Origin of the sequence: Microbacterium sp. CFH 31415, assembly GCF_022538185.1 — a bacterium.
Lineage (GTDB): Bacteria > Actinomycetota > Actinomycetes > Actinomycetales > Microbacteriaceae > Microbacterium.
Genome location: NZ_JAKYXC010000006.1, coordinates 179,263 through 200,379 on the forward strand (window position 1 = coordinate 179,263; position 21,117 = coordinate 200,379).

19 protein-coding genes are annotated in these 21,117 nt (G+C 70.0%); 16 read left to right on the plus strand and 3 right to left on the minus strand.

Annotated features, from left to right (window positions below; translation table 11 throughout):
• Nucleotides 1-138: 138 nt before the first annotated feature.
• Complete coding sequence (locus MK786_RS08845; RefSeq protein WP_241111857.1) at nucleotides 139-936, minus strand: IclR family transcriptional regulator C-terminal domain-containing protein; 798 nt, start codon at nucleotides 934-936, stop codon at nucleotides 139-141.
• 84 nt (nucleotides 937-1,020) lie between these two features.
• A complete protein-coding gene (locus tag MK786_RS08850) occupies nucleotides 1,021-1,827 on the minus strand; it encodes an SDR family NAD(P)-dependent oxidoreductase (protein WP_241111858.1) in 807 nt (268 codons plus the stop codon).
• Between the two features lie 113 nt (nucleotides 1,828-1,940).
• On the opposite strand from MK786_RS08850, the gene MK786_RS08855 reads away from it, so the two are divergent.
• Complete coding sequence (locus MK786_RS08855; protein WP_241111859.1) at nucleotides 1,941-3,653, plus strand: FAD-dependent oxidoreductase; 1,713 nt, start codon at nucleotides 1,941-1,943, stop codon at nucleotides 3,651-3,653.
• Between the two features lie 9 nt (nucleotides 3,654-3,662).
• Here MK786_RS08855 and MK786_RS08860 read toward each other — a convergent pair whose 3' ends face one another.
• Nucleotides 3,663-4,820: an FAD-binding oxidoreductase gene (locus MK786_RS08860; protein WP_241111860.1), complete on the minus strand. Its 1,158-nt coding sequence runs from the start codon at nucleotides 4,818-4,820 to the stop codon at nucleotides 3,663-3,665.
• A 56-nt stretch (nucleotides 4,821-4,876) separates the two neighbouring features.
• Between MK786_RS08860 and MK786_RS08865 the strand changes: the two genes are divergently transcribed.
• The 15 genes from MK786_RS08865 to MK786_RS08935 all read left to right on the plus strand — a co-directional run bounded on the left by MK786_RS08865 (nucleotide 4,877) and on the right by MK786_RS08935 (nucleotide 21,043).
• Nucleotides 4,877-5,809: a dihydrodipicolinate synthase family protein gene (locus MK786_RS08865; RefSeq protein WP_241111861.1), complete on the plus strand. Its 933-nt coding sequence runs from the start codon at nucleotides 4,877-4,879 to the stop codon at nucleotides 5,807-5,809.
• Between the two features lie 154 nt (nucleotides 5,810-5,963).
• Entirely contained in the window at nucleotides 5,964-6,371 is a 408-nt protein-coding gene (locus tag MK786_RS08870; RefSeq protein ID WP_241111862.1) for a DUF4440 domain-containing protein, read from the plus strand.
• Nucleotides 6,372-6,427: 56 nt separating this feature from the next.
• Nucleotides 6,428-8,014 (plus strand): ABC transporter substrate-binding protein, encoded by a 1,587-nt coding sequence (locus MK786_RS08875; protein ID WP_241111863.1) that lies wholly within the window; start codon nucleotides 6,428-6,430, stop codon nucleotides 8,012-8,014.
• A gap of 94 nt (nucleotides 8,015-8,108) precedes the next feature.
• Nucleotides 8,109-9,122 (plus strand): ABC transporter permease, encoded by a 1,014-nt coding sequence (locus MK786_RS08880; RefSeq protein ID WP_241111864.1) that lies wholly within the window; start codon nucleotides 8,109-8,111, stop codon nucleotides 9,120-9,122.
• A complete protein-coding gene (locus tag MK786_RS08885) occupies nucleotides 9,119-10,033 on the plus strand; it encodes an ABC transporter permease (protein WP_241111865.1) in 915 nt (304 codons plus the stop codon). Before MK786_RS08880 ends, MK786_RS08885 begins: the two co-directional genes overlap by 4 nt.
• On the plus strand, nucleotides 10,033-10,815 hold the full coding sequence (locus tag MK786_RS08890; protein WP_241111866.1) for an ABC transporter ATP-binding protein: 783 nt from the start codon (nucleotides 10,033-10,035) through the stop codon (nucleotides 10,813-10,815). Before MK786_RS08885 ends, MK786_RS08890 begins: the two co-directional genes overlap by 1 nt.
• Complete coding sequence (locus MK786_RS08895; RefSeq protein WP_241111867.1) at nucleotides 10,812-11,684, plus strand: ATP-binding cassette domain-containing protein; 873 nt, start codon at nucleotides 10,812-10,814, stop codon at nucleotides 11,682-11,684. Before MK786_RS08890 ends, MK786_RS08895 begins: the two co-directional genes overlap by 4 nt.
• A 33-nt stretch (nucleotides 11,685-11,717) precedes the next feature.
• Nucleotides 11,718-12,965 carry an amidohydrolase family protein gene (locus MK786_RS08900; RefSeq protein WP_241111868.1) on the plus strand — a complete coding sequence of 416 codons (1,248 nt, stop codon included), beginning with the start codon at nucleotides 11,718-11,720 and terminating at the stop codon, nucleotides 12,963-12,965.
• Nucleotides 12,962-13,288: a TIGR04076 family protein gene (locus MK786_RS08905; RefSeq protein ID WP_241111869.1), complete on the plus strand. Its 327-nt coding sequence runs from the start codon at nucleotides 12,962-12,964 to the stop codon at nucleotides 13,286-13,288. Before MK786_RS08900 ends, MK786_RS08905 begins: the two co-directional genes overlap by 4 nt.
• Nucleotides 13,285-14,310 (plus strand): LLM class flavin-dependent oxidoreductase, encoded by a 1,026-nt coding sequence (locus tag MK786_RS08910; RefSeq protein WP_241111870.1) that lies wholly within the window; start codon nucleotides 13,285-13,287, stop codon nucleotides 14,308-14,310. The genes MK786_RS08905 and MK786_RS08910 overlap by 4 nt, the downstream gene beginning before the upstream one ends.
• Before the next feature lie 26 nt (nucleotides 14,311-14,336).
• Nucleotides 14,337-16,337, plus strand: a complete 2,001-nt coding sequence (locus MK786_RS08915; protein ID WP_241111871.1) for a S9 family peptidase — start codon at nucleotides 14,337-14,339, stop codon at nucleotides 16,335-16,337.
• A 102-nt stretch (nucleotides 16,338-16,439) separates the two neighbouring features.
• Nucleotides 16,440-17,045, plus strand: a complete 606-nt coding sequence (locus MK786_RS08920) for an Lrp/AsnC family transcriptional regulator (protein WP_241111872.1) — start codon at nucleotides 16,440-16,442, stop codon at nucleotides 17,043-17,045.
• Between the two features lie 175 nt (nucleotides 17,046-17,220).
• Nucleotides 17,221-18,399, plus strand: a complete 1,179-nt coding sequence (locus MK786_RS08925) for a pyridoxal phosphate-dependent aminotransferase (protein ID WP_241111873.1) — start codon at nucleotides 17,221-17,223, stop codon at nucleotides 18,397-18,399.
• The gene (locus tag MK786_RS08930) at nucleotides 18,396-19,400 is read left to right on the plus strand and encodes an LLM class flavin-dependent oxidoreductase (RefSeq protein WP_241111874.1); all 1,005 of its coding nucleotides are present in this window, start codon (nucleotides 18,396-18,398) and stop codon (nucleotides 19,398-19,400) included. The genes MK786_RS08925 and MK786_RS08930 overlap by 4 nt, the downstream gene beginning before the upstream one ends.
• Nucleotides 19,397-21,043, plus strand: a complete 1,647-nt coding sequence (locus tag MK786_RS08935) for a DUF885 family protein (protein WP_241111875.1) — start codon at nucleotides 19,397-19,399, stop codon at nucleotides 21,041-21,043. Before MK786_RS08930 ends, MK786_RS08935 begins: the two co-directional genes overlap by 4 nt.
• The last annotated feature ends 74 nt before the right edge of the window (nucleotides 21,044-21,117 follow it).

Sequence of the window (21,117 nt, forward strand, 5' to 3'; positions counted from 1 at the left end):
CCTTCTTCCGCCCACGCAGCGCGTCACGAGCGGAGAGCCGGTGCCGAGCGGAGGGCCAGAGCGGGCGAAAGGATCCTCCCCCCGCGAATCATCCTCCGCCCGTCACGCGGGGCGACGTCGGCAGACCCGTGCCGCGAGTCATCGCTGCGCGCTGAGAAGCGCGATGTCGGAGCTGATCTGCGCGGTGGTCTCGAGGAGCGGCGGCAGGCAGTTCTCGATGAGCTCCTCGACGCTGACTCGCGATGTCGAGACGGTGACGTTGACGGCGCTGATGTAGGCGCCGGTGCGGGTGTCGACGACAGGCGCGGCGATCGACCGGGCGCCGAGGTCGAGCTCCTGGTTGTTCAGCGCCCAACCCTGCTCGCGCACCTGAGCGATGCGTTCACGCAGCTCCTGCTCGTCGGTGACGGTCTGCGGGGTGAACTTCTCGCGCGGGTACTTGGCGAAGAATGCGTCGAGCTCGTCGGGGCTCATCGCCGACAGCAGCACGCGGCCCGTCGAGGTGCAGAAGGCGGGGATGCGGCGGCCGATGCTCACCCGCAGGGGCATGACGGACTCGGCGGCGGCGCGGGCGACGTAGACGATGTCGCCGTCGTCGTACTCGCATGCCGAGCACGACTCGCCCAGGCGGGTGGACAGTCTGCGCAGGTGGTCCTGGGTGGTGTCGACGCTCGATGACGACGAGAGGAACGCGTAGCCGAGATCGAGCACGCGCGGCCGCAGGTAGAAGCGGTTCTGCTGCATGCCGACGTAGCCGAGAGCCTCGAGGGTCAGCAGCGACCGCCGCGCCGAGGCGCGGCTGAGCCCGGCGATGCGCGCGACGTCGGCGAGGGTGAGCATGGTGCGCTCGTCGGAGAAAGCCCGGATGACCGCGAGTCCTCGCGAAAGCGACTGAACGAATTCGCCCGAGGGTTGCCGGGGTTCGTCGGCATTCATGTCGTGCTCCCTCGGCGAAGATGCGGCGTTGCGGGTCGTCTCACCTTACTGATGGGCGCGCGCAGGTCCACACATCGACACAGGTCAGCGGATGTAGGACGCCCCGTTCACGTCGATCGTCGCACCGGTGAGGTGCCGCGTCCGGCCGCTCGCGAGCAGGGCGACGAGCTCGGCGATCTCGCTCGGGGGAACCATCTCGCGCATGGTGAGCGTGTCGAGGAATGCCTGGCGCCCGCCGCGGTCCTCGCCCGCCGACGCCGACATCTGGGTGTCGACGACGCCCGGGGCGATGAGGTAGGCGAGCACGCCCTGGGTCGCGAAGGACCGGGCGACGGTCTTGATCGCGGCCGCGGTGGCCGCCTTCGACGCCGAGTAGCCGACGAGGTTGGCGTTGCCGGCGCCGCGCTGTGCGGCCCAGCTGCTGAGCCCGACGATCGATCCGCCGCCGTGATCGACGAAGTGCGCGACCGCACGGCGGATGAGGGTGAGCTGACTGCGCGTGTTCACCTGCAGGGCGAGGTCGAGCGCGGCATCCCATTCCTCGTCGGACGCGTCGAAGTCGACCTTGGGCATGACCGCGGCATTGAGCACCGCGACATCGATGCGCCCCGCCCAGGCCGTGGCGTCGGACCAGAGCGTCGATGCGCCGTCCGCCTGCGAGAGGTCGGCCCGCACAAGGTGGGCCGTGCCCTCGGGGTAGCTCGAGATCGCGGCGCGGGCGCCGTCGGCGTTCGAGTTGTGGTGAGCGACGACCCGTGCTCCCGTGTTCGCGAGGCGTTCGACGATGGCGCGGCCGATGCCGGCGGACGCTCCGGTCACGAGCACCGTCCGGCCCGAGAGCTCGCCTGACGAGGCAGCCGCTCCTGTGAGCGAGGCGGGTGCAGAATCCATGTGAGACCTCCGTCGGTCGTGGCGCGACAAAGCTGCGCGACGGTGACCAGCATACGGGGTAGTGTTCGTCATGCGACAAAAAGTTCGTACCGCGAACGCTTCGAGGAGTTTGCATGAGGGTGTCGTCCCCGGGTGTCGGATCGCCCGAAGAGTCCGGATCGCTGAACTACGAGGGTCGGGAGGTGCCGGTCGCGGCATCCGACACCATCGCCTCGGCGATGGTCGCCGCCGGCGAGCTCGGCAACCGCCGCGACGACCGCGGAGACCTGCGCGGCGTCTGGTGCGGCATGGGCGTATGCCATGAGTGCGCAGTCACCGCCGACCACCACGAGGGCACCCTCGCGTGCGTGACGCCCGCGCGCGCGGGCCAGGTCATCGAGACCCAGTCGGCCAAGCGCCGTGTGCCCACGGCGGCCGCAGCACCCCGGTCGGAGTCCGAACTGGCGCCGGACGTCCTCGTCATCGGCGCAGGCCCCGCCGGCCTCGCCGCAGCCCGCGACCTCGCCGCCGCCGGACTCGAAGTGGTCGTCACCGACGAGCGCAAGAAGCTCGGCGGCCAGTTCTACAAGCAGCCCGACCCCGCCTTCCCGCTCGACGAGGACCGCCTCGACGGCCAGTTCACGGACGGCCGCCGCCTCATCGAAGCGGTCCGGCGCTCGGGCGCCCGCCTGCTCCTCGGCGCGACCGTGTGGGCAGCCTTCGACGCCGACCGGCTGCTCGCGCGCTCCGATCACGAGCGCTGGATCATCACGCCCAAGCGGGTCGTCCTGGCCACCGGCGCCTACGAGCGGGGTGTGCCGATCCCGGGGTGGACCCTCCCCGGAGTCATGACGACCGGAGCGGGGCAGACGCTGCTGCGCTCGTACCAGGTGGCGCCGGGCCGGCGGGTCCTCATCGCCGGGAACGGCCCCCTCAACATTCAGCTGGCCGCCGAGCTCGCCAAGGCCGGAGTCGACGTCGTCGGTCTCGTCGAGGCCGCCGCGTTCCTGTCGCCCGCTCGCGGCGCCGCGGCGGTCCGGATGGGTCTCAATGCCCCGGGCCTCACCCGCGACGGGGTCTTCTACCTCGCCGCACTCGCCGCCCGCCGGGTGCCGATCATGGCCGGCTCGGTCGTGGAGTCGCTCGAGGGCGACCCGCAGCGGGGCGTCCGCCGCGCCACGGTCGCGCGCCTCGACCGCGAGGGCCGCGCCACCGGCAGGCGCCGGATGTTCGACGTCGACGCCGTGTGCCTCGGCTACGGCTTCCTCCCCAGCAACGACCTCGCCCGCAGCCTCGGTGCACGGCACGAGTTCGACCCGGCGCGCGGGGCGCTGCGCACGGTGACCGATGAGACCGGACGCACGTCCGTCGAGACGGTGTGGGCGATCGGGGACTCGGCCGGCGTGCGCGGAGCGAAGTACGCCCAGGCGCAGGGCGCAGTGGCAGCCGCGGCGATCATCGCCGATCTGAGCGGGCAGGCCATCGCACCGGACCCGCGCCTCGCGCGGACGGCGCGTCGGCATCTGTCGTTCCAGCAGGGGGTCAACGCCCTTTTCGCCGCCCCCATCCTCACCGATCAGCTCGCAGAGCCGACCACGGTCGTCTGCCGGTGCGAGGGCGTCACGCACGGCGACCTCGTCGAGGCGATGACCGACGGGGTCTCGTCGCCCGGGGCCGTCAAGCGCGTCACGCGCGCCGGGATGGGCAAGTGCCAGGGGCGCTACTGCGGGCCCGTCCTCACCGACATGGAGGCGCGGCGACGGGGCGAGCCGGTGTCGGAGCGCTCGGGCTTCGCGCCGCAGGCGCCCGTCAAGCCGGTGCCGCTGGGCGACGTCGCCGAGGGCTGACCGACCCGATCAGAAGCGGTCGGGTGCGAAAGGCGCCAGGTCACGCCCCGGATCGCGGCCGAGTACGAGATCGCTGAGCACCTTGCCCATGAGCGGCGACGCGGTGAAGCCCATATAGGGATAGAAACCGAGCCACACACCCGGATGCTTCGGCACCGCGCCGATGATCGGGCTGTGGTCGGGTGTGCCGTTGCCGATGCCGACCCACGTGCGCAGCAGCGACAGCTCGGCGATCGACGGGGCGATGCGGATCGCCATCGCGAGGTTCTTGCGCAGCGACTCGGGGTTGACGACCCATTCGCCCGCGGCGTTGCGGCGGGCCGGCCAGCCGCCGCCGATGAGAAGCGTGCCCGACTGCGCCTGCTTGAAGGTCAGCTTGCCCCCGGCGTAGTACACGAGGTGGTTCACCATCGGGTCGATCCGCTCGGTGACGCTCACCTGGACGGCGCCGCTGGAGATGGGGAGGTCGATGCCGACGAGTCGGCCGAGCGCCGGCATCCCGTCGCCGCCCGCGAGCACGACCTGACGCGCGCGCACCTCGCCGCGCGGGGTCTTGAGGATGTGGATGCCTCGTTCCTCGCGCAGGTCCTCCACCGGGGTGCGGGGCATCACCACGGTCCCGCGCTCGACGGCGCGGCGGGCGAAGGCGGGAGCGACGAGCAGGGGGTTGGCCTTGCCCTCGATCGGGCAGAGCTCGCCTCCGACGACGTCGTCGCTGATCCACGGCGCGAGCCGACGTACGTCGTCGGCCGACAGCATCCGGCTCTCGATGCCGATGCTGTTCTCGAAGGCGACCTTGCGCTCGATCGCGGGGAGCTGGCTGACATCGTCGGCGATGAGCAGGCCGCCCTTCTTGCCGACCTGCAGATCGGCGCCCAGCTCGTCGCTCAGGCCGTCCCACAGCTCGAGCGAGTCGGCGAGGAACCGCAGCGCCGGGAGCCATGCGGCCGCCCAGCCGTCGCCTTCCTCGAGGAAGGGCTCATGCTGGATCTGGCCGTGCAGACTGCCGGCGTTGCGACCGGATGCCTCGGTGTTCATGTCGTGCCGCTCGAGGAGCGCGACCGAGAGCCCTTCGCCGCTGAGATGGTACGCGGCGGCGGTGCCGCTGGCGCCACCGCCGACGATCGCGACGTCGAAGATTTCGACGTCGCCCTTTCGATCAGTCATGGTTACACCGTATCCTGATGTTCACAATACGTACATGTGTGCGCAGAGAGGTCATAATGGCATCCCAGTTCTCCGGTTCCTACACCGTCGCCGTCACCCCGTTCACCGATGACCTGAGTGCCGTCGATGTCGACCGTCTGAAGGCGTTCCTGGACTGGCAGCTCGAAGAGAACGTCCCCGGAATCATCATGCTGGGTACGACGGGGGAGTTCCTCTCTGTGACCCCCGAGGAGCGTCGACTCATCATCGACGAGACGGTGAAGCACATCGACGGCCGGATCCCGGTGCTCATCGGAACCGCCGATGCCTCCACCGCGAAGGCGGTCGCCCAGAGCGTAGAGGCCAAGGATCTCGGCGCCGACGGACTCATGATCATCTCGCCGTACTACTACACGCCGACCGACGACGAGATCTACCGCTACTTCGAGGCCATCGTCGGTGCGCAGGATCTGCCGATCATGCTCTACAACAACCCGGTGACCTCGAACGTCGACCTCAGCGCCGAGCTCGTCGCCCGTCTGGCGAAGGACTTCGAGACGATCTCCTACATCAAGGAGTCCTCGCAGGACATCGCCCGGGTGCGCGACGTGATCGACCTGGCCGGCGACGACATCACCGTCTACGCGGGCGAGCGGGTCGTCGACTCGTTCCTGCTCGGAGCCAAGGGGTACGTGAACCCGTACGGCAACTACATCCCCCGCGCCTCGGCCGGGATCTGGCACCTGCTCGAGGCCGGCCGCATCGACGACGCACGCCGTATCGACGGACTCATCAAGCGCTTCGACGCGATCATCGCGGCGGGCCACCCCACCTACGGTCACCAGTGCTACTCGAAGCGCCTCGCTGCCCGCGCCGGCTACCCGATGGGCACGGTCCGCCCGCCTCTCACGAGCTTCGCGCAGCTGGGCGCCGAGGGTGAGGAGCGTCTGGCGCGCATCGGTGCCGTCATCGACGAGCTCGACGGCGTCACTCGCGACCTCGGTCTCTGATCGTCGGCGACTTCGAACGCAATCGCCAGGACACGTAGCTGAAACACGAGCGAATGTAAATTCGATAACGAGTTAAGCTTCCCCATAGCGATCCAGACCCGCACGGTACTTTTCATGTGACAATAGCCCGCACCACCCGAAAGAGGCCGCCCCCATGCCCGAGGACGCCACCACCACGCAAGATGCCGAATGGCTCACGCGCGCCGTCTACGAGATGTACGACGCGTACCTGACCTCGGATCGTGCCCGCGCCGACAGCTACATCGCCGACGACGTCACGATCTGGGACACCGAGCACGAACCCCTCGTGCACGGGCTGTCGGGGCTCAACGAGCTGCGTGACTCGCGCCCCGCGGGCAGTGTCGCGGCGGTCGCGGGCATCGACGTGACCGACCCGGTCGTGGACGTGTGGGGGGACGTCGCGGTCGTGCGTCACACGTTCGTCGTGCGGTTCGTCGACCCGGCCGCGGCGCCCGAGCGCGTTCGCAACACGGCGGTGTGGCAGCGGCGCGACGGCCGCTGGCTCGTCGTCCACAACCACGAAGACGTCCTTCCCGCCTGACCCGAAGCCCATCACCGCAATACCAGAAGTCCCATCACCGAGAAAGAGGAACCACAGTGAAGCGCTCTGTGAAACTGGTGGGCGCGGCAGCCCTCATCGCCGCATCCGCCCTGATCGTCAGTGCATGTTCCGCTCCCGCTCAGAACGAGTCGGAGGAACCCGCTGTCGAGTCGCTCGTCATCGACAAGTCGTTCGACCTCGTGACGGCCGACCCCGCTCGCATGTACGAGACGACCGGCGGCATCGTGCTGCACGCGGTCTACGACAGCCTGCTGACCTTCGCCGACGGCAACGCGGACGAGCCGCTGCCCAGCGTCGCGTCCGAGTGGTCGGTCAACGATGACGCGACCGAGTACACGTTCACCATCCGTGACGACATCAGCTTCTCGGACGGCACCCCGCTGACCTCGGCCGACGTCGTCTTCTCGCTCAACCGCGTGAAGAACGTGCAGGGCAACGGCTCGTTCCTGATGGCGGGCCTGACCGTCGAGGCGCCCGACGAGACGACGGTCGTCATCACGTCGGAAGAGCCGAACACCGCCGTCCCGGCGATCGTGACGAGCCCCACGCTCGGCATCGTGAACAGCGCCCTGGTCAAGGAGAACGGCGGAACCGACGCCGAGGGCGCCGCCGACGCCGACACGGCGGAGGAGTTCCTCAACGAGACGTCGGCCGGCAGCGGTCCCTACACGATCGAGTCGTTCGACACGACGACCGAAACGGTGCTGGTCGCCAACCCCGAGTACTGGGGCGACGGACCGGTCTACGACCGTGTCGTGCTGCGCAACGCCACCGCCGAGGCCCAGCTCATGGACGTCCAGAGCGGAACGGCGCACGTCGCCCTCGACCTGGGCTCCGACCAGATCGCCGGGCTCGGCTCGGACGTCGTCGTCAGCACCTCGCAGTCGCCGACGATCTTCTTCATGTTCCTCAACGCCAACCCCGCGGTGTCGGAGATCACGTCGAACCCCGACTTCCGCGAGGCGGTCAAGTACGGGCTGGACTTCGACGGCATCCTCGAGCTCGCGGGCGAGGGAGCAGAGCGCGCATACGGCATCGTCCCGTCGTCGTACCTCGGCGCCATCGGCCCCGACGGCGCCGTGGAACGTGACGTGGATCGCGCCAAGGAGGCAGCCGCGCGCGTCGGCGGCGACCTGTCGGTCGACCTCGAGTACGCCAGCGACTTCTCGAGCAACGGCCTGTCGATGCAGCCCTTCGCCGAGCGCATCGCCTCGCAGTTGGCCGAGGTCGGCATCACGGTGAACCTGAAGCCCGGTCCCATCGCCACGACGCTCGAGAGCTACCGCGCGGGCAGCGAGCAGGTCGGCCTGTGGCTGTGGAACCCGGACTACCCGGACTCGGCCGACTACCTGGCCTTCGGCCCGGGTGAGGTCGTCGGGCTCCGCGCCGGCTGGGAGGCAGGCGCCGCGCCCGAGCTCGAAGCCGTCATGGCCGAGGTCTCGACCGAGACCGACGTCGACGCCCGCGAGGCGCTCTACCAGGAGTTCCAGCAGCTCCACAACGAAGCGGGCGTGATCATCCCGCTGTTCCAGCCGGCGGCTTCGGTCGTCGCAGCTTCGGCGATCGGGGAAGTGAAGTACGACCCGGTATTCTCGCTGGACATCGCGGCCATCGGTCGCTGATCCGACGCACACGCTCCGAGGGGGGAGTTCGTCTCCCTCCTCGGAGCTCGTGCCGCCTCACCCGTCCCCCCACTGCAGAAATCCGAGGTGACCCGTGGCGTTGTTCATCGCCAAGCGGTTGGGCGCCGCCGTGCTCCTGGTCATCGGCACGATCCTCGTCGCGTTCCTCCTCACCGCCGTGCTCCCCGGCGACGCCGCGACTGCGCGGCTCGGCGAGCGCGCCGCTGCCGACCCCGAGCTCGTCGCCGCCATGCGCGAGCGCCTGGGCCTGGACCGCCCCCTCTACGAGCAGTTCTTCCTCTACGTCGCAGGCGTCACGCGCGGCGACCTGGGCGACTCTGTCCAGACGGCTCGCCCGGTGCTCACCGATCTGCAGCTCTTCGGCCCCGCATCAGCCGAGCTGGCTCTGGCCGCGACCCTCATCGCCGTCATCGTCGGCGGCGGGCTGGGCATCGTCGCCGCCCTGCGTGCGAACGGCCACCTCGACAACGCGCTGCGGGCCCTCAGCCTCGGCGGCGTCTCGATCCCGATCTTCTGGTTCGCCCTCATCGCGACCGCAATCTTCTCCACCCAGCTGGGCTGGTTCCCCTCGTCGGGCCGGCTCGACGCGGGGGTGATCCCGCCCCCGCGGGTGACGGGCTTCTACACGATCGACTCGCTCCTCGCGGGCGACGTCCCGCTGTTCTTCCAGGCCGTCGAGCACCTGATCCTTCCCGCGATCGTGCTCTCGGCCGCGATGGTCGGACTGCTGATGCGCTTCACCCGCGCGTCGGTGCTCGACGTCCTCGGGCAGGAGTACATTCGCGCGGCCGAGGCCAAGGGACTGAGCAGCCGCCGCGTCGTCTTCGGGCACGTGCTGCGCGGCGCGCTGGTCCCCGTCATCACCGTGGTCGGGACGGCCTTCGCCTCGCTGCTGGCGGGCACCGTGCTCGTCGAGCAGATCTTCGCCTGGCCGGGCATCGGTTCGTACGCCTATCGTGCGGCGTCGACCCTCGACCTCTCCGCCATCGTGGGCGTCACGATCTTCGTCGCCCTGATCTACATCTTCGTCAACCTCGTGACAGACATCCTGTACGGGGTCATCGACCCGAGGATCCGACGCGCATGACTGTCACCGAGCAAGCTCTCGACACGGTGGACCCCATCAGCTCCGCCGACGGCCGGCGATGGGTCCCGCGGTGGCGGCTTCCCGCCGCCTGGAGGCGGCCGCTGGCCATCGCGGGCGTCGTGATCGTCGTGTTCTGGGTGATCGTGATGATCTTCGCTCCGCTCCTGGCCCCGTACGACCCGCTCGCGCAGGATTCGGCGCGGTTCCTCCCGCCCTCTCCCGAGCACTGGTTCGGCACCGACGGCGTCGGACGGGACGTCCTCTCACGCGTCATCTACGGGTCGAGGATCAGCATCCCGATCGCGGTGATGCTGGTCCTGCTCTCCCTGGTGATCGGCGCGACGATCGGAGCGCTCAGCGGCTACTTCGGCGGCGGTGTCGACGCGGTCGCGATGCGCGTCGTCGACCTGTTCTTCGCCTTCCCCGCGATCATCCTCGCGATGGCGGTGTCGGCGGCTCTCGGGCCCTCGCTCGTCAACGCGGTCCTCGCGATCGTGGTGGTGTCGTGGCCCGCCTACGCGCGAGTGACCCGATCGCTCGTGATCGGCCTGCGCGACAGCAACTTCGTCGCGGCCTCGCGGCTGATCGGCGCATCCCCTGCCCGCACCCTCGGGCGCGACATCGCCCCGAACATCCTGGGACCGATCGTCGTCATCTCGACACTCGAGCTCGGCAACGCGATCCTGCTCCTGGCGGGACTGAGCTACCTCGGCCTCGGCGCAGTGCCGCCTACCCCGGAGTGGGGGGCCATGGTCTCGGAAGGCTCGCGCGTGTTCTACAACTACTGGGTCGCCCTGTTCCCGGGTCTGGCGATCCTGAGCATCGTGCTCGCGTTCAACTTCATCGGCGACTCGCTCCGAGACGCCCTCGACCCCCGCACGTCGCGCGCCGTGCAGTCGATGGAGCTGTGATGGCCACCCTTCTCGACATCCGCGACCTCCACATCACCGTCGGCGGGCGCGCGCTCGTCGACGGCGTCGACATCACCGTCGATCCGGGCGAGGTCGTCGGCCTCGCCGGCGAGAGCGGCAGCGGCAAGACGCTCACCGCCCTCACCGCCCTCGGCTTCCTCCCCGACAACGCCACGACCTCGGGACAGGTGCTGCTCGACGGGCAGGACCTCCTCGCGCTCGACGCCAAGGCTCTGCGCCGCCTGCGCGGCGACCGGGTCGCGATGGTGTTCCAGGATCCGATGACCTCTCTGCATCCGATGCTCACGATCGAGACGCAGCTCACCGAGCATCAGCGCGTCCACCGAAGTCTCACCCGCAAGCAGGCCCGCGAGCGAGCGATCGAGCTTCTCGACCGCGTGCGCATCCCCGACCCGCACGTCGCGATCCGTTCCTACCCGCACCGCTTCTCGGGCGGCATGCGCCAGCGGATCTCGATCGCCTCGGCCCTCGCGTGCGAGCCCGAGCTGCTGATCGCCGACGAGGTGACGACGGCACTCGACGTCACCGTGCAGGCCGGGATCCTCAATCTGCTCCAGGGTCTTCGGGAGGAGCTCGGCATGGCGATGCTGTTCATCACCCACGACCTCGCGGTGATGAACGTGGTCTCGGACCGTCTCTACGTCATGCGATCGGGGAAGGTCGTCGAATCGGGTGTGACCCGTGACGTGCTGGCCGAACCGCAGCACGAGTACACCCGGGCGCTCGTCGACGCGCTCCCCGACACGGAGGTGGCACGGTGACCGCGCTGCAGGTCGAGGATGTCGTCGTCGAGTACAAGGTCGCGGGTCGCCCGACCGTCCGAGCCGTGGACGGCGTGTCGATCCATGTCGAGGCGGGCGAGGTGCTCGGGCTCGTCGGCGAGTCGGGGTGCGGCAAGTCATCGCTGGGGCGTGCCATCGTCGGCCTCAATCCGCTCGATTCGGGGAAGGTGCTCGTGGACGGCCGGTCCATCGCCCCGCTCGGGCGCCGCGCCCGGCCGGTCGCCGACCGGACGGTGCAGATGGTCTTCCAGGACCCGTACTCGTCGCTGAACCCCCGTCGCCGCGTGGGCCGCCAGATCCAGGATTCCGTGCCCGGCCGCGGAGGAGCCGCTCGGGTTCGCGAACTGCTCGAATCGGTCGGCCTGCCGGCATCGTCGGCAGCCCGGTTCCCGCACCAGTTCTCGGGCGGTCAGCGCCAGCGGATCGCGATCGCGCGGGCGCTCGCCTCGGAGCCGCGCGTGATCGTCGCCGACGAGCCGGTCTCGGCTCTGGACGCCTCGACCCGGCTGCAGGTGGCGGGGCTCCTCTCCGACACCGCGACAGCACAAGGGGTCGCGCTGCTCATGATCTCGCACGACCTGTCGGGGCTTCGAGTGATCGCCGACCGGATCGCCGTCATGCACTTCGGGCGCATCGTCGAGGTCGCCCCGACCGATGTGATCTGGGCGGAGCCGCGGCATCCGTACACCCGCGAGCTCATCGGCGCGATCCCGCGCCTGGGCCGTGACGCCCCGATGCCCTCCGTGCCCGAACGCCGGGGAGCCGTCGTCCGCACCGACGAGGAGGCGCGCCTGGTCGAGTGCGCACCGGGGCACTTCGTCGCGGCCGAGGCGCTCGTCGCGTCCTGACACGGATCCGCGCCGCCAATACAGAGAGGACCGATGCAGGTGGGTGTAGTCACCTCGTTCGACACCAGAGGACATGCCGAGCTTCGCAATCTGCGGCTCGTCGACGTGGAGGATGGGGTCGCGCGGTCGGGCCTCGCGATCCGCGTGCGCGACGGCGTGATCGAGGCGATCGTCGCCGATGACACCCCCGCGGCGGGCGACTTGCCCGTGCTCGACATGGGCGGGGCGTTCGTGGCACCCGGCCTCATCAACATGCACACCCACTTCTCGCTGTCGCTTCCCGGCCCGGTGGGGGAGCGACTGGAGTCGATGGATCCTGCCGGCATCGCCCTTTACATGGCGGACGGTGCTCGTCGCACGCTGCACAACGGCGTGACGACGGTGCGGTGCGTCGCCGAGAAGGGTCACGCAGACTTCGCGCTGCGAGAGGCGATCGGCAACGGCTGGGTGCAGGGTCCTCGCATCTACACCGCCGGTCGCGCGCTCGTATGCACGGGCGGGCATGGGCACTCCTCGGACGACACGATGGAGTGCGACGGTGCGGACGAGTTCGCCAGGGGGGTGCGCACGCAGATCCGCGCGGGGGCCGACCTCATCAAGATCATGATCTCTGGGGGCATCGCCGGCGAGCACGAGACGATCTCGACCCCTCAGCTCACAAACGAAGAGATGGCGGCCGCGATCTCGACCGCCCATGCGTGGGGCCGCAAGGTCACCGCGCACGCGGGGCCGGCCGCCGTGATCGCCGAGGCCGTGCGCCTGGGGCTGGACTGCGTGGAGCACGGGTACGAGCTGACCCCCGAGGTGTGTCGCGCGATGGTCGAGAACGGCACGGCGCTGGTGCCGACCCTCATCGTGACCCGCTCGGGCGCGTTCTTCGACGAGCTGGGAGTGCCGCAGTGGATGCAGCAGCGCTCGCTCGGTGCGGGGGAGCGGCACATCGACTCCTACCGCATGGCGCTGGAGGCCGGGGTGGAAGTGCTCCTCGGCAGCGACATGCCCCCGTTCTGGCCATTCGAGGGGACGTCCGCAGCCGTGCGCGAGCTCGAGCACATGCACGACTTCGGACTGGATGCCGCGGGCACGCTGCGCGCCGGAACCCTCGCACCCGCCCGGTGGCTGGGCATCGACGACCGCGCCGGCAGCATCGCCGAGGGGAAATGGGCGGACCTGATCGCGCTCCCCGAAGACCCGCTGGCCTCGCCGTCCGCGCTGCGGAGCCTGGACTTCGTGATGCAGGGCGGCGTCGTCGTCCGCGACGACGGGCGGGTTCGGCGATGACGCCCGGCGACGGCGACATGGAGCTGTACGACCTCGACGTGGTCGTCGACCGCATCGAGGGGCGCTCCGTCTGCGGCATGGCGGTGGGCGATCACTTCACCGTCACCGGCAGCAACGAGCTGCGCATCCCCGACGGCAAGCACTTCTGTCTGTACGCGCTCAGCGCCGCGCTTCCGCTGATCCCGGCGAAGCAGCGGCCGCTCCCGCCGTGCGACTGGCTCGAACGCGACAGCGAGGTCGCGTGCCCCGATCCCGAGGAGCGTCTGGTGATGCGCGTCGAGCGAAGGGCCCTTCGCCGCATGGACTCGAGCGAGCTCACGTGAACGAATCAGGCGTGCCGATCACCCTCGGCCTTCAGACCGACAAAGCGCGGGGCTCGTACGCCCGGCTCGCGGTGCTCGCCGAGGAGCTGGACTTCTCGGGCGTCAGCGTCTTCTCCGATCTGCTCTACCAGTCCTCGATCGTGCCGCTCATCGAGATGGCCTGGGCGACCGAGCGCATCCGTCTGGGGTGCGCGTGCTGGAACCCGTTCACCCTGCATCCCTACGAGATCGCGAACCAGGCGGCTCTGCTGGATGCTCACAGCGGGGGTCGTGCGTACGTCGGCCTGGCCCGAGGATCGTGGCTCGGCGCGATCGGACTTCAGCCGACGCGGCCGGTCGAGCACCTGCGCGATGCCGTCGGGTTCATCGACGCCCTGCTCGAGGGCGGTGGGCGCGGCTACGAGGGAAAGACCTTCCGGCTCGACGAAGGTGTGCGTCTCGTCTCGCCGTCTCGCCGGCTGCCGATCCTGATCGGCTCGTGGGGGCCGCGGGGAGCGGCGCTCGCCGGGGAGCACGCCGACGAGATCAAGATCGGCGGATGCGCCAACCCCGACATGATCCCCGTCACCCGGGAGCGGCTGCGGGTCGGAGCCGCCCGCGCGGGCCGTTCCGCCGAAGACGTCGGCATCGTGCTGGGTGCGGTCACGGTGATCGACCGGGATCGCGCGACCGCTCGACGCGCAGCACGGCGCGAGGTCGCGATGTACCTCGACGTCGTCGCTGAACTCGATCCGACCGTGGAGCTGCCCGACGACCTGCTCCCGGCTCTGAGGCAGCGGCTCGCCGAGGACCGCGATCACGCGGGGGCGCTCATCCCCGACGACATCCTCGACCGGTTCGCTTTCGCCGGGGATCCCGACGACATCGCGGCGCAGGCGCAGGGCCTCATCGACGCCGGGGTCGACCGCATCGAGTTCGGCACGCCCCACGGCATCGACGAGGCCGAGGGCATCGGCCTGCTCGGTCGCGAGGTGCTGCCCCGACTGAGACCGCCGGCGCCCCGGCCCACGCCCGGCCGATAGTTCTCGCCGACCCAGAGGAAAGCTGCATGACGACGCTGCACCAGACCGACCGCCCGAAGACCGGCGCGGCGCGACTGCCCGTGCTCCCCCACGACCTCGAGCAGATCTGGACCCCCTCGATCGTGCGCCTGCAGCCCGGCGGCGGTCGCGTGCTGGTCATGGAGACGCGGCCCGACTCCGGCCCGAATGCCTATGTCGGCCGTCTCACGCTGCATGACCCGGCGGCGGATGGCGCGGCTCCCGCGGTCGTCGACCACGGCCCGGGCATCCGTCTTCCGGCATTCGCGCCTGACGGCCGAACGCTCGCGTGGGTCGCCACGCGGGACGGTCGCAGTGTGATCCGTGAAGCTTCGATCCCTGCTTCGGGCGGCTCGCCCGACAGCGTGCGCGACATCGCCGAGCTCGCCGATGCGGTCGAGGAGCTGGCCTGGGCGCCGTCGGGCTCGCAGCTCGCCGTCGTGGCGCGCGTGCCCGTCGACCGTGCGTGGTTCGAGGCATCGGAAGACCGCAGGCCGCCGCTGCGCCTCACGACCCTCCGGTTCTCGGCCGACGGCGTGGGCTGGACGGTGAACAACCGCCGGCAGATCTTCATCGTGGATGCCGTCGCCCGCGAAGTGCGGCTCGTGAGCGACGGGACCGCCGATGACCACGACGTCGCGTGGACGGCGGCCGGCGGGAGCATCCTGTTCACCTCGCAGCGACAGCCCGACTGGGACCTGACCGAGGCGAACGCCCTCCACCGGCTCGATCTCGCCACGGGTTCGATCGACACCGTCACCGACGCGACGCGCGAGATCGTGCGCCCGGTCCCGTCGCCCGACGGCACACGGGCGGCGGTGGTCGCCGTCGACATCGCGCGGTACCCCAGCACTGCGTTCCCCGCGCTCGTCGACCTGACGACCGGCGCCGTCGACGATCTTCGAGACGTGCTCGACCGTGACGTCCTGCCGGGCTCGATCGCGTGGGTGTCGCCCGATGCGTTCGTGGCACTCGTGGGCTCGGAAGGCCGGGTCGAAGCCGTCGAGATCTCCTGCGCGCCGGGCGCCCGCCCGTCGGTGCGCGCGCTGCTGACCGGACCACGACAGATCACCTCGTTCGACGTCCAAGGCGACCGCTGGGTCGCCGTCGAGTCCGCCCCGGCGAGCCCGCCCCGGGTGATCACCGGCACCGGTTTCGACGCGGCCGAGACGCTGCTGCACGATCCGAATGCGGATTACCGCTCGACCCACCGACTCGGCGATGCCGAGCATGTGCCGGTGGACGTCGAGGGCACGACGATCGACTCCTGGATCGCCACTCCCGTAGGGGAGGGGCCGCACCCGATGATCCTGTGGCTGCAGGGCGGCGGAACGCAGTACGGGTACCAGTGGTCGCACGAAGTGCAGACCCTCGTGAGTGCGGGATACGCCGTCGCGTGGCTCAACCCCCGCGGATCCGCCGGGTACGGCACCGCGTGGATGAAGGTCAATGCGGCTCCGGGGGCCGCCGAGCCCGGCGAGGGCTGGGGCAACCGCGACGTCGCCGACATCGTCGCCGTCGTCGAGCACCTTCGCGCGACGCACGGCGTCGACCCGGCACGCATCGGGGTCATGGGCGGGTCGTACGGCGGGATGATGACGGCCTTCCTGCTCGCCAAGACCGACCTGTTCGCCGCGGGCTGGGCAGAGCGCGGGGTGTACAACCTCTACAGCGACGCCGCCACGAAGGACGAGGCGCCATGGTTCTTCGAGAGCTACCTCGGCGTCTCGCACCTGGATGACGCGGCGCCGTACTGGGACGCCTCTCCTCTGAAGTACGTCGCCGGGATCACCTCGCCGCTCGCGATCGTGCACTCCGAGAACGACCGGCGCTGCGCGATCCAGCAGGCGGAGGAGCTGTTCTTCGCGCTGCGGCGGCTCGGCCGGCCCGTCGAGTTCGTGCGGTTCCCGGGCGAGGGGCACTCGCTCACGCGGGAGGGCACCCCCGTTCACCGGCGGCAGCGCGGCGAGCTGCTCCTGGAGTGGTTCGGCGGCACGTTGTCGGGGTGAGATGCCTGTGGACGCCGCACGAGCGGCGTGACGGGCGCGACCGTATAGTTCTTCCAGCGCTGGCCGATCCAGCGGATATCTTCTCACCAGACAGGAAACGGCATGGCAGCATCCGAAAACGAGGGGCACTCGCACGAGGCGCGCTCGCAGCGTTCGCCCATGTCCAACATGACGCGAGAGGTCGAGAAGCCCCGCCCCGTCGTCGAACTCGACGACATCGACCGCAAGCTGCTGTTCCTGCTCGCCGACGACCCGCGTGTCTCGCAGCGCCAGCTCGCGCGCGAGGTGGGGATGTCGCCGCCGGCTGTCGGGGAACGCATCGCCCGCCTCGAGAGGCAGCGGGTGATCCGCGGTTACACGACGATCGTCGACTGGTCGGCGCTGGGCTATCCGGGGCTCGTCTACATCCCGATGACCCTCGCGACCGACGCCGTCCTGTCCGACATCCTCACCGAACTGCGCGGCATCGCCGAGCTCACCGAACTGGTCGTCGTGACCGGCAGCTACGACATGATCGCCCGCTTCCGGATCCGCGACCACGCCCACCTCCAGGCGCTCCTGCTCGACCGCATCTGGCCCATCCGAGGCCTGCAGCGGATCGAGACGTTCCTCGGGCTGGGGGAGATCGTGCGCGAACGAGGGGTGCGAGAGCTCATGGAAGGCTCCGTCACCCTCGATGCGGCGCCGTTCGCCGACGACGACGAGTGAACGCCGTATTCGTCCTCTGACATGACAAACGAATAGTTCTTGCTAGAGAACTCCTTTCAAGACGCGCTTACTGGGTAGACTCCTGCTTACAGTCAGCTCGGCGATGGTACGGGCATCGACCGCCCGGACGCCCGCCGCCGAAAGGACTCCATTGCCCCACGCCACGATGACCGCGATGCGGCTGCCCCACTCGGGCATCCGTGAGATCGTCGATCTAGCGCTCGGCGCGACGACGCCCATCATCCGGCTCGAGATCGGCGAGCCCGATTTCTCGACCCCCGCGCACGTCACCGAGGCGGCCTTCGACGCCGCGCGGGTGCGGGTCTCGTACGTGCAGACGGCCGGGGTGCCGGCGCTGCGCGAGGCCGTCGGCGCCCGGCTCCACAACGCGTATGGCGTCGCGGCGCCTCTCGAGCGCGTCCTCATCACCCACGGGGCGGTGCAGGCGATCGATGCCATCCTGTCCGCCGTCGTCGGAGCGGGCGACGAGGTCCTGGTGCCCGATCCGGCCTGGCCCAACTACGAGATGCAGGCCACGCTCATCGGTGCGACCGCCGTGCACTACTCGCTCCGGCCCGAAGACGCGTTCCAGCCCGATCTCGACGAGATCCGCCGCCTCATCACGCCCCGCACCCGCGTCATCGTCCTCAACTCCCCGAACAACCCCACGGGGACGGTCATGGCTCCCGAACTCGTAGCCGGCATCGTCGCTCTCGCCGTCGAGAACGACCTGCTCGTCGTGAGCGACGAGGTCTACGACGAGATCGTGTTCGACGGCTCGCATGTCAACGCGGCGGCGCTCGCACCCGATCACGTGGCGTCCGTCTTCAGCTTCTCGAAGACCTACGCGATGACGGGGTGGCGCGTGGGCTACGCACTCGTGCCGGACTGGCTGGCCGACACGGTGACCCGGATCCTCGAACTCGAATCCTCGTGCGTCTCGAGCGTGACGCAGGCCGCGGCGCTCGCTGCGGTCACCGGCCCGCAGGAGGTCGTGGCACACATGCGCGACGCCTACCGTTCGCGCCGCGATGTCGCTGTCGGGATCCTCACCGGCGCGGGCGTCGACCTCGTGCGACCGGAGGGCGCGTTCTACCTGATGCTTCCGCTCCCGGCGGGCACCGACTCACGGCTGGCGGCGCTCGATCTGGTCTCGGCGGGCGTCTCGTTCGCCCCGGGGTCCGCGTTCGGACGGACCACCCCCCACCACCTGCGTGTGTCGCTCGCGACATCCGAGGAAGGCATCCGCGAGGGGCTGTCGCGCTTCCTCGCCTGGCGCGATGCCGGCGGCCTCGCCTCGGCGCCGTCCGCCGCACGAGACGCTGCGTCGCACGGTGTGGAGGCGGTGCGGTGACGGTGCGGTTCAGCCTCCGGGTCAACAACGACCTCGACCTCGCGGCGCTCACCGGTCTCGCCACTGCCGCCGAAGAGGCCGGCATCGACCAGCTCTGGGTGTCGAACGACCTCATGATGCGATCGGCGCCAGCCCTGCTGGGCGCTCTGTTCCAGAAGACCACGCGCCTGCAGCTGGGCATCGGAATCATGAATCCGTACTCGGTGCACCCCGCCGAGCTCGCGATGGTCGCCTCTACTCTTCAGGAGATGTCGGGCGGACGATTCCTCCTCGGTCTCGGTGCCGGATCCGCCGAGTTCCTGACCTGGGTCGGCATCCCGCAGGAGAAGCCGCTGACCGATACCCGGGCCGCGCTGCGCGCCATCCGGGCCCTCGTCGAAGGCGCCCGCCCCGCCGACGTCGACGGCGCCGGGTCGGGGTGGAACCGCGATGCGTACCTGCGCCTGCCCGCCACGAAGGTGCCGATCTACATCGGAGCGATGAGCCCGAAGATGCTCGCCTTCGCCGGCGCCGAGGCCGACGGCGTGCTCGCCCTGCTGTTCCCGCCGGAGCACTACACGACCGCGTCCGAGCTCGTCGCCGCCGGAGCGGAGCAGGCCGGACGCCGCCTCTCCGATCTCGACATGCCTGCCTGCGTGTGGCTCGCCCTCGATGAGGATCGCGAGAAGGCCGACCGTGCCCTCGCGCTGAAGCTCGCCTATTACGGAGCCGCGTTCTCGCCGTACCTGCTGTCGAGGGCCGGGCTCGTGCAGGAGGACTTCGCCCCCGCACTTGAAGCGCTCCGCGAGGGAGACGAGGACGCGGCCGTGCGCGCGATCACCCCGAAGATGCTCTCGCTCGGCATCTCGGGGGATCCCGATGCCGTCATCCAGCGGTGCCGCGAACTCCAGCGCCGCGGCGCCACCCATCTGTCGTTCGGCCCGCCGCTCGGGCCGGATCCCGTCGCCGCGATCGAGCTGCTCGGCCGGCGAGTACTTCCGGAATTGAGGAGAACAGCATGACCACCCAGAACCTGATCGCCCTGTCGGAAGACATCGAGCGCTGGGCTCAGGATGCCGCGTTCCGCTCGTCCGACGACATCCCACGGCTGCGCCGCTCGCCCGGATGGCTTCCGCAGTTCACCCCGCAGTCGGTCGCGCAGCGGCGTGAGCAGCTCGCGGCGTTCCGCGCGCGCCTGGCCGAGGCATCCGTCCCCGACGACGACGTCGCCGCGGCCGTCGACGCTCGCCTGCTGGGCTCGGTGCTCGACCGGGTCGAATGGGACCTCGATGTGCTTCGCAACTGGGAGCGCGACGCGGTCTTCCTCGTCGGGCAGATCATCGGCCCGTGGTTCGACCTGCTGCTTCCCCGGCCGCCCTTCTCGGCCGCGGTCGAGAGCGGACTGATCGCGATCGCGCGGTCGATCCCCGAGCGCGTCGCGCTCGCCCGCCAGAACCTGGAGCGCGCCGGTGTGGGCGATCTCGCCCGCGCGGCCGCGGTCGAGCTGGAAGCGATCGACGAGCGGTTCGCCGCCTCGGTCGAGGGCCTCGGCGGGGTCGTGAGCGACGACACGCTGACCCAGCTGCGGGCTCTCGCTCCGGCAGCGGGTGGGGCGCTCGCAGGTTTCGCCGCATGGCTGTCGGAGTCCGCGGCCGCCTTCGCGCCGTCGACCCCGGTCGGCCGCGATCGGTTCGTGTGGTTCCTGCGTCATGTCGCGCTCATCGCCGAGGAGCCCGAGGACCTGGTGCGTGCGGCGCTGCAGGACTACCGTCGCGCGGTCCTCGCCGAGATGGTGACGCGCAACCGGTATCGCGACGTCGAACCGGCGCCGATCGCCGAGAGCATCGAGGCTCAGGTCGCACGCCAGATCGAGCAGGAGGCCGAGGTGCGGGCGTTCTCCGAGTCGGAGGGCCTGCTGAGCCAGCCCGACACGCTCCAGCGGTACCACGTGGCGCCTATGCCGGCGTATCTCGAGCCGTTGCGCTTCCTCGGTGTGAGCGACGACCTGACCGACCAGGATCGCCTGGACGTCGACGGGGTGTCGTACATGCCTCACCCCGAGCCCGAGCTGCCGTACTTCTACGCGGCCAACGCGCGGGATCCGCGTCTGGGGATCATCCACGAGGGCGCCCACTACAAGCAGCTCGCGCTGTCGTGGGCGAACCCCGACCCGATCCGCCGCCGTTACATCGACTCGGTCGCCAACGAGGGAATCGCGTTCTACAACGAGGAGCTCATGCTCCTCGCCGGGCTCTTCGACGACGCTCCGCACTCGCAGGAGGTCGTGCACAACTTCAATCGTCTGCGCAGCCTGCGGGTGGTCGTCGACGTGAGCCTCGCGACCGGGGCGTTCACGCTCGAAGAGGCGATCGACTTCTTCGTGCGACTGGTGCCCATGGATGTCGAGACCGCTCGCGAGGAGTGCGCGATGTACCTGGCCACCCCGGGACTGGCGATGTCGTACCACGTGGGCAAGCAGCAGCTGCTGCGCCTGGTGACCGACGCCGCGGTGTCGCAGGGAGCCGCCTTCTCGCTCCGCGCCCTCCACGATCGCGTGTGGCAGAACGGCAACGTGCCGTTCTCGCTGCAGCGCTGGGAGATCCTCGGCGACCGCTCCGACCTCGACGCGATCGACGCGTACACGGGGTCGCTGCCCACCGCCTGACGCTGCTCGACGCCTCCGTCGGCGCGCCGTTCGCTTGCTGTCGTCACGGCTACCTGTGAAAACCAATTGACAGG